A 15,066-nucleotide genomic window follows, 5' to 3' on the forward strand; every position below is an offset into this window, starting at 1 on the left:
ACCTATCCAAAAAACTTTTTTAGATGTAGTTTGCGCAGACTGTTACGAAAATATGTCATTTTTTTTGAGAGGAGTGCCAAAAACGTATGAACATGACATTGCGCCTTGCTGAAAATAAAGATCTAGAAGCTGTTGTTGCGATTTATAATTCAACGATTGCTTCTCGAATGGTAACAGCCGATACCGAACCGGTAACTCCTGAAGATCGGATGGAATGGTTTTTAGGACATACAGAGGCACGCCCGCTCTATGTGGCCGAGGACGAAAACGGAAACGTCGCTGCCTGGATCAGCTTTGAAACATTTTATGGAAGGCCAGCCTATAATAAAACAGCGGAGGTCAGCATATACATTGACGAAGCATGCCGCGGCAAAGGCGTTGGATCATATTTGCTTCAGGAAGCGCTCCGCATTGCGCCGGATCTTGGCATCCGCTCACTTATGGCCTTCATTTTCGGGCATAATAAACCAAGCCTGAAGCTGTTTGAAAAGCACGGGTTTACAGAATGGGGACTATTCCCCGGCATCGCCGAAATGGACGGAAAAAGATACGATTTAAAAATTTTAGGGAGAGAGCTTTCATGATTAGTCTGGATAAAGATGAAAACGAAATTGAAAATCATAATGAAGAAAATAGCCTCGTTGAAGAGGAGACTGCACCTGTTGAACAGGAGACCCGCCAGCTGAGCGCCTCTGCTGTCAAGTCGCTATCCGACATTGCCAAGTGGGGCAAAATTTCTGGCATCTTGTTAATCATTATGGGATCGCTTGTCACTCTGTCTGTTTTGATGACAGTGATTGGCGCCATCCCGGGCGTGCTGCTCATTATATCAGGCGTATTTTTGATGCGCTCAGCAAAAGCAGCCGCGGAAGCCGAAGGAAATCTAGCCGGCAGCGCTGGCGAAAGCATGCTTGAAAATTACGGGACATTTATAAAAATGCAGCTGTTTTATGCAGCATCCAGTATCGTTACTGTCCTGATCGGGATCATTGTAGCCATTTTCGTGCTGGTGGTAATCGGCATTGCTGCTTTTGAGAACACGCCTTCGTATGATGATCCGGATTCTTATTATTATGAGGATGATCCGGTGTTTGAATAATGATGAGACAGGACAGGGCATGAGTTCCATATAAACGGAACCATGCCTATTTTATTTGACTATTCAAAGCAGGCCGGCGTAAACACCAAATCCTGAAGCAAGCATACAATAGACATCTCTAGTAGAAGAAATCAACAAAGCAACGCTGTTACCCAGAAATAAATAACAAAAAAAACGGATGAAGTCGGAATCAATCCGAAACCGCGCTTTTTATTTCGGGTGTCTGCATGCAAAAAAACACACCCGGATCGTCTGGAAAATCCCAGAAATCCGGGTGCAGCTCTTCTTTAATACATTTTTTTGCGTCTGTCTTCCTCAGTCAAAAATTCAACAAAACTCCGCATCGCAAAAGGCTCTTCCTTTATTTGTCGTGCGTAGGAGCTTTTCCGCTCTTCTGAAAGGATTTCGCTCTTTTTGATCCTGTTCAGCATATAGATGTGAACCGTTTTTTGGATTTGTTTATGCTGATAGCCTGCCTCTTTAAAAAATGCGAGCCCGAGCGCCGCCAAAATGGCGAATATGCCTGCGCTGATCAGGGACTCCCTGTCAGCTGAAGCATGAAATAGAAAAGCAGCTAAATTAAAGAGAGAGAATGCAGCAAGCGGAATAGCAAGAAAACGGTAAATGACGGTTTTTTTCATGAAAGGCTGTACGGCCTTTTGAATTTTTTGCATTTCTGTTTTGATGAACCCCGGCATTTGTTCGACTCTGTAAAAGTTCATATAATCCTCCCCCTTTATTTGATGTTTCAAGCTTCACGAACGTTACATATGTGTTTATTTTAACGCAGGTGCAAGCTGGTTTTAAAGAAATCTGCCCGTATTTTTCACGAAGAATCTGGATCGCCGCTCTTTATTCTTTTAAAATGTGAGTGTTATAATTTGTAATGGGAATCAGATCACTGTTATTCATGGAATACTAATGGCAATCTTCTTGATAAATATGAATGAGCGGGGTTACAAAGTGAGTATTTCTTCCATCCTTTTATCACTTTTTTTCATTTTAAATATTCTTTTGGCCATCATTGTCATCTTCAAAGAACGGCGCGATGCCAGTGCATCTTGGGCGTGGCTGCTTGTTCTTTTCTTTATTCCCGTTTTAGGCTTTATTTTATACTTATTATTCGGCCATAATCTCAGACGCAAGCATTTGTTTCAATGGGAAGACCGGAAAAAGATTGGAATTGAAAGGCTGCTGAAGCATCAGCTTGAAGATTTAGAAACCAAGCAATTTCAGTTTAACAACCGGGCAACCTTTGATAACAAAGATTTAATTTATATGCTGATTATGAATAACCATGCTGTGTTTACAGAGGATAATTCAGTTGACGTCATTACAGATGGACGGGATAAATTTCAGCGGCTGCTGAGTGACATTTCAAAGGCTAAGGATCATATCCATTTACAGTATTATATTTATAAAGGCGATGAATTAGGCAAAAAATTGCGGGACGCTCTCATCCAAAAGGCGAAAGAAGGTGTTCAGGTCAGAGTGCTTTATGATGAACTCGGGTCCAGAACGCTGAGAAAAAAGTTTTTTAAAGAGCTTCGCGAGGTTGGCGGGCATGTGGAGGTCTTTTTCCCTTCAAAGCTCAGGCCGATTAACCTGCGGCTGAATTACCGGAACCATCGAAAGCTTGTGATCATAGACGGAATGACCGGTTATGTCGGAGGCTTTAACGTCGGAGATGAGTATCTAGGGCTTAATCCGAAATTCGGTTATTGGCGGGATACGCATATCCGGCTGCAAGGAACGGCCGTGCACGCCATCCAAACACGGTTCATCCTTGACTGGAACCAAGCTTCTCATCACCATACGCTGACATATATTCCAAATCACTTTCCTGATTACGGCCCAAAAGGCAACGTCGGGATGCAGATTGTCACAAGCGGCCCTGATTCGGAATGGGAACAAATTAAAAATGGCTACATCAAAATGATTTCGAACGCCAAGCGTTCCATTTTAATACAAACACCTTATTTTATCCCAGATGCAAGCCTGCTGGATGCTTTAAGGATCGCTTGCCTTTCGGGCATTGACGTTAACATTATGATTCCGAACAAGCCTGATCACGCCTTTGTATACTGGGCAACACTTTCGTATATCGGCGATCTGCTGAAAGCCGGAGCCACTGTCTATATTTACGATAACGGCTTTATTCACGCGAAAACCATCGTGGTGGATGACGAAATCGCTTCAGTCGGCACAGCGAACATTGATGTCCGAAGCTTCAGGCTGAATTTTGAGGTTAATGCATTTATTTACGATATCACCATTGCTAAAAAACTGGTTTCAACTTTTAAAGAAGATTTGCTAGTATCCAGAAAATTCACCTATGAGGAGTATCTGCAGCGCCCGTTGTGGATTCGAATAAAAGAATCCGTCTCGCGGCTGTTGTCGCCGATCTTATAAGATGCGAAAACCCCCGGCCTTTACGGCCGGGGGTTTTCCTGATGGTCACAGTAAATGATGATCGCCTCCCGCAAAAAAGCGGCAAGACCTTCTCCATATTGATTGATTGAATCGGTAAATCGCTCGTCAGTGATATACACTTCCCCGAGTCCTCTGAAAATGTCGAGTGTGCAATCGTAATGATATTGGCAAATATGATCGCGAAATGCCCCCACTGCGGCCTGAACCTCTGCATCATCGGGCCCATGCTTCATTCGCGCCGCAATTCGTCTGTAAATCGAATCAAATTCAGCCATGATCGTGCGCCAATCATCTGCCGAGTATGCAGATGTCCTTTTCTCTGTTTCTTCTGCGATTTCCTTTCCATACAGCTTTCTGACTTCATCAGCGTATGTCTGCTGGTGCTCTTCAATGTCTTTCATGCTTAATCCGGCAAATAAATCCCTCTTATTCATCGTTTCCCCTCCATCAACGGACAAAAGCGTCCTGTCAATTGTTTGAATCATCTCATCCATTCTTTGTTTTTTCTTCATCAATATCTCCTTTTGCGACTGAAGTGCCGCTTTCCGGTCAAAATTCGGATGATCCAGCATCTCTTTAATTTCATCCAAACGAAACCCGATTTCCTTGAAAAATAAAATCTGTTGCAGTCTTTCCAGATCTGCGTCACTGTACAAACGATACCCAGCATCAGTAAGCGCTGAAGGATTCAGAAGCTCAATATTGTCATAGTGATGAAGCGTCCGAATGCTAACACCTGATATCTCCGCCACTTGTTTAACTTGATATTTCATACATAACACCTCCTCTTTTTTATCGTAAACAATCACGCAACGTTAGGGTCAATCCCCAAAATGTTATTTTCTATATACAAAACTTCTCACAAATAGTGTATAAAAGAAAAGTGAGTATTTTTTTGTAAAGGGGAGCCAGTATACATGAATCCTGAAACAATGAACAAAACCCTCATCAGCATTTCGAAATGGGGAAAAGCTACAGGCATTTTATTTATTATTATGGGCGCAATTACCGCGCTTTCAGGCGCGTTCATTTTTCTAATCGGTGCCGTGCCAGGCGTACTGCAAATTATTTCCGGTATCTTTTTGATGAGGTCAGCTAGGGAAGCAGGCCAAATGGCTGAACACAATAGCGGACAGTCTGAAGACTTAATGCTGGAGAATTACGCGAAATTCGTAAAGATGCAAGGGATTTATTTGATCGTAAGCATTGCTGTATCCATTCTTGCGATTATCGCCTTCTTCATCTTTTTAATGCTTGGGATTGCTGACGGCCTTTTCAGCGATACGTACAGCACTTATTAATGAGAAAAACCCGGAGCTGGCTCCGGGTTTTTTATTATTCCGCTTCGCTTACCACTGTGAAGCGTTCATTTTTGTGTTCGGGATGTTCAAGCTCGTCCAACACGGCAATGGCATAATCTGCATAGCTGATATAGCTGTCGCCTTTTGCATTTACGATGACATTGTTTTTTCCTTTTTGGTAAGAGCCAGTCCGTTTTCCTGCTGGATCAAAAAATGCCGCAGGACTGAGGAACGTCCAGGAAATGGAGTCTGTCTGCTGCAAATCTTTCAGGTTCTCGCCTTGATTTGATGCGGTTGGCAAATATTCTTTCGGAAATTCCGGCGTATCCATTAAACGGGTTGTTTTGGCTTCATCAACAAACAGGCTTCCCGCTCCGCCAACAACAAGCAATCTTGTGTGCTTCGCGTCCTTTAAAATGCTGATGAGTGCTCTTCCTGCTTCAACATGAAGATGTTCTTGGCCGGGTGCTGCTCCAAAAGCGTTTACGACCGCGTCGAAAGGCTTGATGTCTTCCGCAGTCAGTTCAAACACATCTTTTTCCAAAATCGCTACGTCTTGCTCCTGCACTTTTGAAGCGTTTCTGACGATGGCTGTCACTTCATGGCCTCTTTTTTTCGCTTCTTTCAAAATCTCGTTTCCCGCTTTCCCGCTTGCGCCTATAATACCAATTTTCATTTTTCATTTCCTCCTTATTTGTAACAATTTTAGTTACATGTTAGCGGTGAGAAGTCATCCCTTTTGATTAAAAGAGATGATTCATAACATCTTTTAATGACTTGCTCGCCAGTTCATTTTCCATCGCTCTTTGCACACTTTCAAACGTTTCATCCAGAGCGTTCTGAATTTTTTTCCCTACCGGACATTTCGGATTCGGGTTTTCATGAACCGCAAAGAGTTCTTCTTGCTTTTGGACAGCCCGGTACACTTCTAAAAGAGAAATATCAGCAGGATCTTTTTTGAGGCTTGCACCCGGCACCCCGGCGCGTGATGTGAGAATATCAGCTTTTTTCAGCAGGCTGATCATTCTTCGCACAACTACCGGATTCGTGTTGACACTGTCAGCAATGATTTCTGAAGATGTTTTTTCATCCATCGAGATGAGGGATAAAATATGAATGGCAACAGCAAGACGGCTGTTAATCATGTTTTTTCACCACCGTTGTAACTATAATAGTTACATTTGATTCGTTTGTCAACATCTAATATACACTAAATACATGGGTTTTGTGCACCGTTTTTAGTCAATAGAACGGCCGGATGCACTCCGGCCGCGTCTTATCAGAATAAGAAATATCTTTGTCCAAGGGGGACATAATCGACAGGCTGGCAAGACAATTCCTCCCCGTCAGCAAAGACCTGATAGGTTTTTGGATCAATCTCAATCTTCGGCAAAGCCGAATTCAGCTTCATATCCAGCTTGCTCAGCTTTCTGATATTTTTGACTGGAGAAATCCTTTTTTCCAGCCCTAAGCTTTCCGCCACACCACGCTCTATGCTTGCCTGAGACATAAATGTAATCGAGGTTGAGCGGTTGGCTTTTCCGTAAGACGCATACATTTGGCGCATGAAAACCGGTTCAGGAGTCGGGATGGACGCGTTCGGATCTCCCATTTGCGCACGTGCAATCATGCCGCCCTTTAAGACCAGTTCCGGTTTTACGCCGAAAAATACCGGGTCCCACAGAACGAGATCAGCAAGCTTCCCTTTTTCCACCGAGCCGACTTCATGGCTGAGCCCGTGCGTAATTGCCGGATTAATCGTGTATTTGGCAATGTACCGTTTTGCGCGCACATTGTCATTCCCGTTTTCGCCGGCAAGAGCACCGCGCTGTTTTTTCATTTTATCGGCTACCTGCCATGTTCGGATGATCACTTCACCGACCCGCCCCATCGCTTGGGAATCCGATGATGTCATGCTGATCGCACCGATATCATGGAGAATATCCTCCGCGGCAATCGTCGCAGCCCTGATTCTGGAATGGCTGAACGCCACATCTTCAGGCACTTTCGCATCTAAATGGTGGCAGACCATCATCATGTCAAGATGCTCATCCATCGTATTAACGGTATAAGGAATGGTTGGCGTTGTAGATGACGGCAGAATGTTCGCATAAGAAGCGAGCCTCATAATATCCGGGGCATGGCCGCCGCCTGCACCTTCAATGTGATAAGTATGAATGACCCGGTCCCCGATCGCGTCGAGCGTGTTTTCCAAAAAGCCCGCTTCGTTAATCGTATCGGTATGGATGGCAACTTGAATATCAGCCTCGTCCACGACTTCCATACACGTTTTAATGGCGCTTGGCGTCGTGCCCCAGTCTTCATGAAGCTTAAGGCCGATGGCGCCTGCTTCCACCTGCTCGATCAGCGGCGCTTTATCGGATGCATTCCCTTTCCCTAAGAAGCCGACATTGATTGGAAACTCCTCGGCCGCTTCCAGCATCCTCGCCATATACCACGCCCCGGACGTACATGTTGTCGCTTTGCTGCCTGTTGCGGGTCCTGTTCCGCCTCCCAAAAGGGTTGTCACACCTGAAGAAAGCGCAACTTCCATCTGCTGAGGACAAATAAAATGAATGTGCGTGTCCACTCCCCCGGCTGTTAAAATTTTGCCTTCACCGGAAATCACCTCTGTCCCCGCTCCGATGACCATGTGCGGATCGACTCCATCCATGATATCAGGATTTCCGCTTTTTCCGACACCGACAATCCGGCCGTCTTTCACACCGACATCCGCTTTGACAATGCCTGTGTAATCCAATAGCACGACGTTGGTGATAACCAAATCCAAAGCGCCGTCCTTCCCTGTGATTCTGCCGTTTTGGCCCATGCCGTCGCGGATTGTTTTTCCGCCGCCAAAGATCATTTCTTCACCGTATACTGTGAAATCCTTTTCGACTTCGATCCATAAATCCGTGTCGCCCAATCTGATTTTATCGCCCGTTGTCGGGCCAAACAGTTCCGCATATTCCTCCCGTGACATTTTCATCGGATTACACCCTCCATCCAGCCGGCTTGTTTTAAGTTGGCCAACGTTTTTTCTTTGCCGCGTTCATCGATAAACGTGTCGGCCATTCCGTTCAGCCCTCTAATTGTCTTGCGTCCTCTGATTTCCACTAGTGAGACCGTTTTCTGCTCTCCCGGCTCAAAACGGACCGACGTGCCTGATGGAACATCAAGACGCATGCCGATCGCCAGCTCACGGTCAAATAATAAAGCCCCGTTGGCCTCCGCAAAATGAAAATGCGAACCGACTTGAATGGAGCGTGATCCGGTGTTTTTTACCGTTACCTCCCGTATCTCACGGCCTTCATTAATCGTAATGGTTCCCTCAGCAATTTGAAATGCTCCCGGCTTCATGACTTCACCTCCGCAGAAATTGGCTGATGTACCGTAACAAGCTTTACTCCATCCGGAAATGTGGCCTCCACCTGAATGCTGTCCAGCATCTCAGGCACACCTTCCATCACATCTTTTTCCGTTAATACATGGCGGCCGGCTTCCATCAGCTCTGCTACTCCCTTCCCATCACGTGCGCCTTCCATAATAAAGCAGGTGATATAAGCAGCAGCCTCAGGATAGTTCAACAGAACGCCCCGCGCCTTTCGCTGTTTGGCTAATTCCCCCGCTGCAAAAATGAGCAATTTTTCTTGTTCAACCGGTGTCAGTTTCATCTGTAATCCTCCTTCTTTTGTCATATAAAGCGGATGCGGTTACTACGAATTTGTGGAGCATGCAGGCGGGACATCACCTCCCTTTCTTCGAGAATGGGGGTCATACGGTAGGGTGCCTTTCAAAGCGGCATGCCGTTTCTTCATCAGCCTTGCCATGGTCAACAACCGTTCCCCTGTCGATTACAGAAAGATAGTCAGCACAGATTAACGCGTTTTCCAGACTGCGCTCGACTAAGATAACAAATGTCTTTTTTTCTGGAAATTTCTATAATAACTTGTCTGACTAGTTCGACAATTAAAATCTGAATTCCTTCCAATTGTTCATTAAGTAAAATATTTTTCGGATTTACCATCAGCGCTCTGGCGATTGCAAGCTGCTGCTGTTGACCGCCTTTTCGTTTTGAACAAACGTTTGATTAAAACAAATAGCCCCCCTGTTTAGCCGGAAGCAGGCCTATGAAGTGGATTGGCCTACTCCATTTCGGCCTAATACAGCGACAATCTGCCCCGGGTGAACCTCCATGCTGAGGCTGTGCTAAACCATCGATTGATCATAACCAGACGTTACATTCCTGATGGCAGCCCGTTGTTTTGCTCCGCAACCCGAAGCATGGCATGGAGGCCAGTCTGAGGCGCCGTCCTCCACGATACCGAGAACCCGACTATTGCCATTAACTCCGCATCATGGACGGTCACTTCGCTGATCGCCACCGTTCCTCTTAACGAGTGAAGAATTCCGGCCTTCACTGAATCCCCGCTTGTGTCGATATCAACTGTTTTTTCGCACTCCCGTGGCTTCCGACACTTTCTTCGGTGCAGTACATTCCGTCATCAAAACCCCTTTGTTTGATTTCTCCAAATGATGTTATAAAAGTTTACAACTTATGTCATTATTATATAGAAGAGGCCTACTAATTCAAAGAATATTTAAAAAATTTAGTTACCTTGACCAAATCAGCTTCTTTTTTTGTTATATTTATTCACATCAGAAAAAGCGAACAAAAAAAGACAAGAAACATTTCGTTTCCTGCCTCTTCCGTACGATTAATCTTTATCTGAAAATTTATCCTTGGCTTTCCCGATATCCTTTTGGATTTCGCCTTTCGCCTTATCTTTTTTGCCTTCAGCCTGCATGTCCGTTCTGTCAGCCATATCTCCGACTTTATCCTTCACTTCTCCTTTGGCTTTATTGAAGCCGCCCTTCATTTTGTCTTTTACACTATCGTTACCCATGTTAATTCTCCCCTCTCAATTATGTGTGTACTTGTTACCTTCCCGATCTGAGAGGCAATAAACATTCTAAATGTTATTTATCGATTTCGTAGCGCTCTCCGTAACGGAGCACCTTGTATATCGCCAGCCCGTCTGATGACTTTTTCTCCGAATATCGGACCGGCAGCAGGGCAAAAAACACATAATACGTAGAAAAATAGACAAACTGATAGAAAAACACATTCGGCTTTAATACACTGTGTATAATCAGCAGATTGATTGCAAAAATCGTGATGAGGTTAAACAAGCAGCCCCCTGCATACACGAGTGCATTTGAGAATCGATTGTCAATTTTCAACTCCCCGTACCGGCAAAAAGAATCGATAAAATAAATCGTTCTGAACCGTATGGGTCCAATTTTAAGCAGCGTTTTTCCCATGCCTATATCCAACGATCCCTTTCCGCCAAAAATAAAAGCCATAAAGCTGTGCCCTGAAACATGTATAATCTGTACAAGCGGCAGAACAATGAGGAAAGACCACAGAAACTTCACCATATCATTAAAACCAAACATTGAATTCCCCCTCACATGCATATCTGCATCCCAAAACGGCTTTTGTTCAAAAAACAGTGCTGTAGCGATTTTTCCTGTTCTCCCCGGAAATAAACGTTCCGATGCTCCCCTTTTTTTGCATATAAAAAAACCATCTGCCAGCAGATGGTTTTGTCTCATACTTCATATAAACAATCGTTCCTTTGAATCATCTCTCTCATGCTGACCGCTTTTTCATAAAAATACACCGCTTCTTTATATTGTTCGCGATGACTGAAATAGGAGGCAGCATCTAAAGCAAATTCTTCAATATATACATACAGGCCCTTTTCTTCCATATAATCAAATACTTCTTGAATCATATCCAAATTGACAGATTCCACATATAATGCCTGCAGAAATTTATATTTTGCCAGACTGAAGAAGTCGTTTCGTTTTTGGGCAATGGCAATCCCTTTTTCATAGTACCGTATCGCGGCTTCGCTATCTTGTTTTTTGAAAAGAACGCGAGTCAGGCTGAAGAGCGCTTTTGGAAGCTGTTCCAGCTGATAATCCTCGAAGACAGGAAGCGCTTTTTCAAAGTATTCGGCGGCCTGATCCAGCTCCCCCTTGTCATCATAGCAATTCCCGATATTATAAAGGGCTGATCCGATCAAACGGGGCTGTCCTTCCAATAAAGCAAGGCGATACGCGTCATCTAAATGTTCAAGCGCTTTTTCATAATTTCTGTAGTCTATGTAGTTTCCTGATATGACGAAATGGCATTGAATTCTTCTGACTCTATAAAAATCGTGAGCCTTATACGTCTCCAGCGCCTGTACAGCGTGGTTCATGGAAAAGTGCGTCTGCTTCATAATATAAAAGACTTCCGCCACTTTAAAATGAAATTCCGCTCTTTCAATTTCATCTTCTACAAACGCAAGCATCTTCTCAGCTTTCCGATAAAAGGATATAGCCGAGATGTAATTGTTCTGTTCAAATTCGTACATTCCTCTAAACAAGTGAAAATAATACTCAGATAATCCGGAGATGCTGTCCTGATTGCTTTCCAGCGTTTTGATCAATTCACGATATTGAAGCTGAGATTCCTCGTGCAGGTCAGGCTTTACATAATCCAGCATAATTTGGTGCCGGTAGCTGATCAGCTGATAATACAGGAGAAGCAGCTGATCCTCTTCCATCTGTTCGATATCTAGATCAATTTCTTCCTTCAGCTTTACGGCATCAGCCACTTGAAATGCTAAAATGTGCTTATACCACTTATTGATTTTCACTCCTACTTGAGATGACGGGATCTCGTACGCGGCCATGCCCCTCCAACCCTTTCTATTTTCTAATTGGTTATATTTTATCATAATGTATGGCTTTGGAATTAAATTTTCTTACAATGATTCCTTCTTTATGCCTATCCTTATATATTTCGGTTTTTCTACGTATTTTTTGCACTCGGATTCTAATAAAAAAGCTTACCGGACAGTGCCGATAAGCTTTTGACTTCAAATTAACCGCCAATATAAGACATTTCCACTTTCTTTTTGCCAGATGCTTTTGATAGCGTACGATCGACTGAATACTGATCGATCCGATTTTTCCATACTGTCCCGATCATTTCTGATAGTTCGTCATCACTTAATTCCTGGCGAACCGGAGCTCTGAGGTCAAATCCGCTTGAAGCGAATAAGCAGGTAAACAGCTCTCCTCTCGCAGAAAGACGGGCTCTGTTGCAAGATCCGCAGAACGCATCAGATACAGATGATATGACGCCGATTTCTCCGGAGCCGTCCAAGTAGCGGAATCTGGAAGCCACTTCGCCTATATAATTAGGCGCTATCGGCTCAACCGGCATGTGTTCATTGATCAAATCTATGATTTCCGCCTTTGTCATGACGTCTTTCTTTTCCCATTGGTTGGTGTTGCCTACGTCCATAAATTCAATGAATCTCAGGATATGCCCTTTTTCTTTAAAATAACGGGCCATAGGCAGTATATCTTTTTCATTGACGCCCTTTTGAACGACCATATTGATTTTAACACCGAGCCCTGCTTGCTTCGCCGCTTCAATGCCTTCCAGCACCTTGCTGACAGAAACACCGCGCCCGTTTATCTTCTTAAAACGCTCGTCTTCTAAAGAATCAAGGCTGATCGTAACCCTTTTCAGCCCAGCCTCCTTGAGCCTCTTTGCATAAACAGGCAGCAGTGATCCGTTTGTCGTCATCGCGATGTCACGAATACCCGGTATGCGGGCCAGTTTTTTGATTAACTCCGGCATATCCTTTCTCATGAGGGGCTCTCCGCCGGTCAAGCGGATTTTTTCAACGCCAAATCTTGTGACAAACAATGTCGCAAGCCGTTCCAGCTCCTCAAATGAAAGCAGCTCCTCTTTCTTTAAAAAAGGATAATCCGGGCCGAATAATTCGGCGGGCATACAGTACGTGCATCGGAAGTTGCAGCGGTCTGTAACAGAAATGCGAAGGTCTCTCAGCGGTCTGTTTCTTTTATCCAACATCTGACGCGACTCTGTAATCATAGCTACAGCCCCTTCCTACCCCCTGATTCTCTCAGGGTGTGTATATACATTAAATGATCCGTTTCTGACAAATCCAATCGCTGTGATATTCAATTCTTCAGCCATTTGAATCGCAAGCTCCGTCGGGGCCGATTTGGAAATGACAATCGACACGCCGATTTTGGCCGCTTTTAACAGGACCTCTGATGAGATTCTGCCGCTGAACACAATCAGTTTGTCGCGTACGGACATACCGTTTAGAAGGCAGTGTCCGTATAGTTTATCAAGTGCGTTGTGCCGACCGATATCTGTGCGCATCAACAGAAGCTTCTCTGTGTCGCAAAGCGCCGCATTATGGACGCCTCCCGTATCCTGAAACGTCCCGCTCCCTTGCTGCATGTCTTTCATAAGCGCCAAACATGCCTCAGGCGATATCTTGATTTGGCTGACAGCCGTTTTGGCTGTTTTGACATCCTGCTGAAAATAAAAATGACGGCCCTTTCCGCAGCATGAGCCGATCACCCGTTTCGTATAATCCTTTTGATCCAATGTCTCAGGGTGAACGAGGTCAACATATACAAAACCGAGACTTTCATCTATTGTAAACCTTTTAATTTCTTTTTGAAATCGTATAACACCCTCTGATGCGAGAAATCCGATGACAAGCTCTTCGATATGCTCAGGCGTACAAACGAGCGTCACAAATTCACTGCCATTCAGTATCACTGTCAAAGGGAATTCCGTCACCATCCGGTCTTCTACTTTGCTTATTTCCCCTTGTTCATAGCGCCATACATCCCTGACCGCAGTTACTTTATCGTTCAATGTCTCTTCCCCTCCGCAATGTTCCTGCCTTTATATTTTTTCACACTCCTCGGATTTTGTCGAATTCTGAGACACAAAAAGAGCCCTCTATATAAAGGGCTTTCACAGGATGTGATGACGGCGGTGTTTAGGCAGGACGCCTAAGCATTTAGCCGCGGTTCCTTTTATAACACGTGAGCACCAATGTGCATTGACAACGAACGCGGGGTTTGTCGACACGCTGAGACACTTCTGTATAAAGGACTCTATGTTTGATTATGCTGATTCTTTTTCAGAACCGTAAACAGCACAATAGCTGCGATCAAGGTGAGAATGCTGACAAAAAAGAAGGCTGCCAGTTTTAGAAGAACACCAAGCAATATAAATGCAACGGTGGCTATAAGAAAAATCATTCCGAATAATTTCATATGTTCAACCCCTTTTTAGGGTATCATTCCCGCCCAAACTGTTTTTAAACCAATAAAAAAAGGCGCCTGGGGGAGCGCCTGATCTTTAGGTTCCTTACTCAGTAAATTTTTGTGCTTCTTTTTCCCAAGCCTGTTCGAACTCATCCGCACTGTTCGCTGAAATATATTCTCCGCCGCCAGCGACAGCTGCTTGTTTCATCTCTTCATTACCCTTGACATCAAAGTTGAAGCCAATGATGTTTACAATCGTATCCACATTTGATGCACGGAGCTTTTCGATTTCTGCCGCAGGGTCTCCGCCGCACGTTTCTTCACCGTCAGTGATTAAATACACCACGTTTTTCCCGTCTGCGTCAAATGCTTCAAATTCTTTTCTTGTGTCTGCAAGTGCTTTGGCAATCGGTGTCCATCCAGTCGGCTTGAGCTCACTCAATGAATTGTCAAACAGAGACCCTTCATATGGATGAAGGCCGTAAATGGTTTCCGTCGTACTGCACGAAAGGGCTTTACCGGACAGTTTATTGTTCCCTGCATGCCCGAAAACGCGAAGCATAAGATTTGTATCCTTCGGAAGAAGTTCGGCAAAAGATTTTACTGATTTTTTGGCAATGTCTATTTTGCGCTCTCCTCCTGTTTTTTGAACCATGCTTCCGCTTCCGTCAAACAAAACAGCTACATTTGTATCAGCCTGTTTCTCAGCGGCAAAAGACGGGGAGGCAATGGAAACAGTCAACAATCCAATGATACCGGCAGCCAGCAATTTTTTCATATGATTACTTCCTTTCTTTTTCATATTTTCCAACTATATGTTGGATTCTTCTTTATGCTAGAATACGAAAATGCAAAAAGATATAGGACATGCTGCCTTTTGTGCTGCTTTCACGATCTGTCCAAAATCGCTTGAAATGCCGTTCATTTTTAGCCATTTCCGCCCAGAAAGCATAAACAGATTGTGTGATCATTCATTCTTTTTTCGCCTTGATTATGACAGAAAAACGGAAATCTGCTACTATGCTACAGGCAGACAGCTAATTAGTTTTGAAGTTTTTGTTACAT

Annotated in this window: 22 protein-coding genes; 5 read left to right on the forward strand and 17 right to left on the reverse strand. The window is 44.2% G+C overall.

The features are described from left to right. The first annotated feature begins 92 nt into the window (after positions 1–92). The 3 genes from AC07VD_RS02905 (at position 93) to AC07VD_RS02915 (ending at position 1,390) form a co-directional block, all read left to right on the forward strand. Entirely contained in the window at positions 93–584 is a 492-nt protein-coding gene (locus tag AC07VD_RS02905; protein WP_494721628.1) for a GNAT family N-acetyltransferase, read from the forward strand. Then, on the forward strand, positions 581–1,099 hold the full coding sequence (locus AC07VD_RS02910) for a DUF5362 family protein (protein WP_144500493.1): 519 nt from the start codon (positions 581–583) through the stop codon (positions 1,097–1,099). Before AC07VD_RS02905 ends, AC07VD_RS02910 begins: the two co-directional genes overlap by 4 nt. Positions 1,100–1,261: 162 nt before the next feature. Continuing rightward, a complete protein-coding gene (locus AC07VD_RS02915) occupies positions 1,262–1,390 on the forward strand; it encodes a hypothetical protein (RefSeq protein ID WP_494721627.1) in 129 nt (42 codons plus the stop codon). Here the strand turns inward: AC07VD_RS02915 and AC07VD_RS02920 are convergent. Next, a complete protein-coding gene (locus AC07VD_RS02920) occupies positions 1,387–1,821 on the reverse strand; it encodes a YwnF family protein (RefSeq protein ID WP_015251026.1) in 435 nt (144 codons plus the stop codon). The two genes, AC07VD_RS02915 and AC07VD_RS02920, sit on opposite strands and share 4 nt — an antisense overlap. A gap of 241 nt (positions 1,822–2,062) precedes the next feature. Here AC07VD_RS02920 and cls point away from each other — a divergent pair, with 241 nt between their 5' ends. Further along, positions 2,063–3,511: a cardiolipin synthase gene (gene cls / locus AC07VD_RS02925; protein ID WP_185184039.1), complete on the forward strand. Its 1,449-nt coding sequence runs from the start codon at positions 2,063–2,065 to the stop codon at positions 3,509–3,511. A 20-nt stretch (positions 3,512–3,531) separates the two neighbouring features. On the opposite strand, the gene mta is transcribed toward cls, so the two are convergent. Next, entirely contained in the window at positions 3,532–4,305 is a 774-nt protein-coding gene (mta, locus tag AC07VD_RS02930) for a transcriptional activator Mta (protein WP_015483809.1), read from the reverse strand. A 144-nt stretch (positions 4,306–4,449) separates the two neighbouring features. Here mta and AC07VD_RS02935 point away from each other — a divergent pair, with 144 nt between their 5' ends. Beyond that, the gene (locus AC07VD_RS02935) at positions 4,450–4,833 is read left to right on the forward strand and encodes a DUF5362 family protein (RefSeq protein WP_014478231.1); all 384 of its coding nucleotides are present in this window, start codon (positions 4,450–4,452) and stop codon (positions 4,831–4,833) included. A gap of 34 nt (positions 4,834–4,867) precedes the next feature. Here the strand turns inward: AC07VD_RS02935 and AC07VD_RS02940 are convergent, their stop codons facing one another. The 15 genes from AC07VD_RS02940 to AC07VD_RS03010 form a co-directional block, all read right to left on the reverse strand. Continuing rightward, complete coding sequence (locus AC07VD_RS02940; protein WP_494721557.1) at positions 4,868–5,509, reverse strand: NAD(P)-dependent oxidoreductase; 642 nt, start codon at positions 5,507–5,509, stop codon at positions 4,868–4,870. A 67-nt stretch (positions 5,510–5,576) separates the two neighbouring features. Beyond that, entirely contained in the window at positions 5,577–5,978 is a 402-nt protein-coding gene (locus tag AC07VD_RS02945) for an Rrf2 family transcriptional regulator (protein ID WP_003227734.1), read from the reverse strand. Positions 5,979–6,112: 134 nt separating this feature from the next. After that, a complete protein-coding gene (gene ureC, locus AC07VD_RS02950; RefSeq protein ID WP_086344415.1) occupies positions 6,113–7,822 on the reverse strand; it encodes an urease subunit alpha in 1,710 nt (569 codons plus the stop codon). Further along, entirely contained in the window at positions 7,819–8,193 is a 375-nt protein-coding gene (gene ureB / locus AC07VD_RS02955; RefSeq protein WP_003227726.1) for an urease subunit beta, read from the reverse strand. Before ureB ends, ureC begins: the two co-directional genes overlap by 4 nt. Then, entirely contained in the window at positions 8,190–8,507 is a 318-nt protein-coding gene (ureA, locus tag AC07VD_RS02960; protein ID WP_003227724.1) for an urease subunit gamma, read from the reverse strand. Before ureA ends, ureB begins: the two co-directional genes overlap by 4 nt. A gap of 194 nt (positions 8,508–8,701) precedes the next feature. Further along, the gene (locus AC07VD_RS02965) at positions 8,702–8,860 is read right to left on the reverse strand and encodes a hypothetical protein (protein WP_124059325.1); all 159 of its coding nucleotides are present in this window, start codon (positions 8,858–8,860) and stop codon (positions 8,702–8,704) included. Positions 8,861–9,071: 211 nt separating this feature from the next. Next, positions 9,072–9,254: a hypothetical protein gene (locus AC07VD_RS02970; RefSeq protein WP_494721556.1), complete on the reverse strand. Its 183-nt coding sequence runs from the start codon at positions 9,252–9,254 to the stop codon at positions 9,072–9,074. A gap of 297 nt (positions 9,255–9,551) precedes the next feature. Then, entirely contained in the window at positions 9,552–9,740 is a 189-nt protein-coding gene (csbD, locus tag AC07VD_RS02975) for a stress response protein CsbD (protein WP_003227718.1), read from the reverse strand. A 73-nt stretch (positions 9,741–9,813) separates the two neighbouring features. Further along, on the reverse strand, positions 9,814–10,293 hold the full coding sequence (locus AC07VD_RS02980; protein WP_003244390.1) for a hypothetical protein: 480 nt from the start codon (positions 10,291–10,293) through the stop codon (positions 9,814–9,816). Positions 10,294–10,448: 155 nt separating this feature from the next. Continuing rightward, on the reverse strand, positions 10,449–11,582 hold the full coding sequence (gene rapB, locus AC07VD_RS02985) for a response regulator aspartate phosphatase RapB (RefSeq protein WP_015251020.1): 1,134 nt from the start codon (positions 11,580–11,582) through the stop codon (positions 10,449–10,451). Between the two features lie 191 nt (positions 11,583–11,773). Further along, positions 11,774–12,799 (reverse strand): GTP 3',8-cyclase MoaA, encoded by a 1,026-nt coding sequence (moaA, locus tag AC07VD_RS02990; protein WP_015483814.1) that lies wholly within the window; start codon positions 12,797–12,799, stop codon positions 11,774–11,776. A 15-nt stretch (positions 12,800–12,814) separates the two neighbouring features. Beyond that, positions 12,815–13,603, reverse strand: coding sequence for a formate dehydrogenase accessory sulfurtransferase FdhD (fdhD, locus tag AC07VD_RS02995; protein WP_014481178.1), 789 nt, complete (start codon positions 13,601–13,603; stop codon positions 12,815–12,817). 245 nt (positions 13,604–13,848) lie between these two features. Beyond that, complete coding sequence (locus AC07VD_RS03000; RefSeq protein WP_003227706.1) at positions 13,849–14,010, reverse strand: hypothetical protein; 162 nt, start codon at positions 14,008–14,010, stop codon at positions 13,849–13,851. 94 nt (positions 14,011–14,104) lie between these two features. After that, positions 14,105–14,779, reverse strand: coding sequence for a vWA domain-containing protein (locus tag AC07VD_RS03005; protein WP_003243553.1), 675 nt, complete (start codon positions 14,777–14,779; stop codon positions 14,105–14,107). Between the two features lie 52 nt (positions 14,780–14,831). Then, positions 14,832–14,972, reverse strand: coding sequence for a hypothetical protein (locus AC07VD_RS03010; RefSeq protein WP_014478246.1), 141 nt, complete (start codon positions 14,970–14,972; stop codon positions 14,832–14,834). Between the last annotated feature and the right edge of the window lie 94 nt (positions 14,973–15,066).

Source organism: Bacillus sp. GW821-FHT01G09 (genome assembly GCF_059422205.1).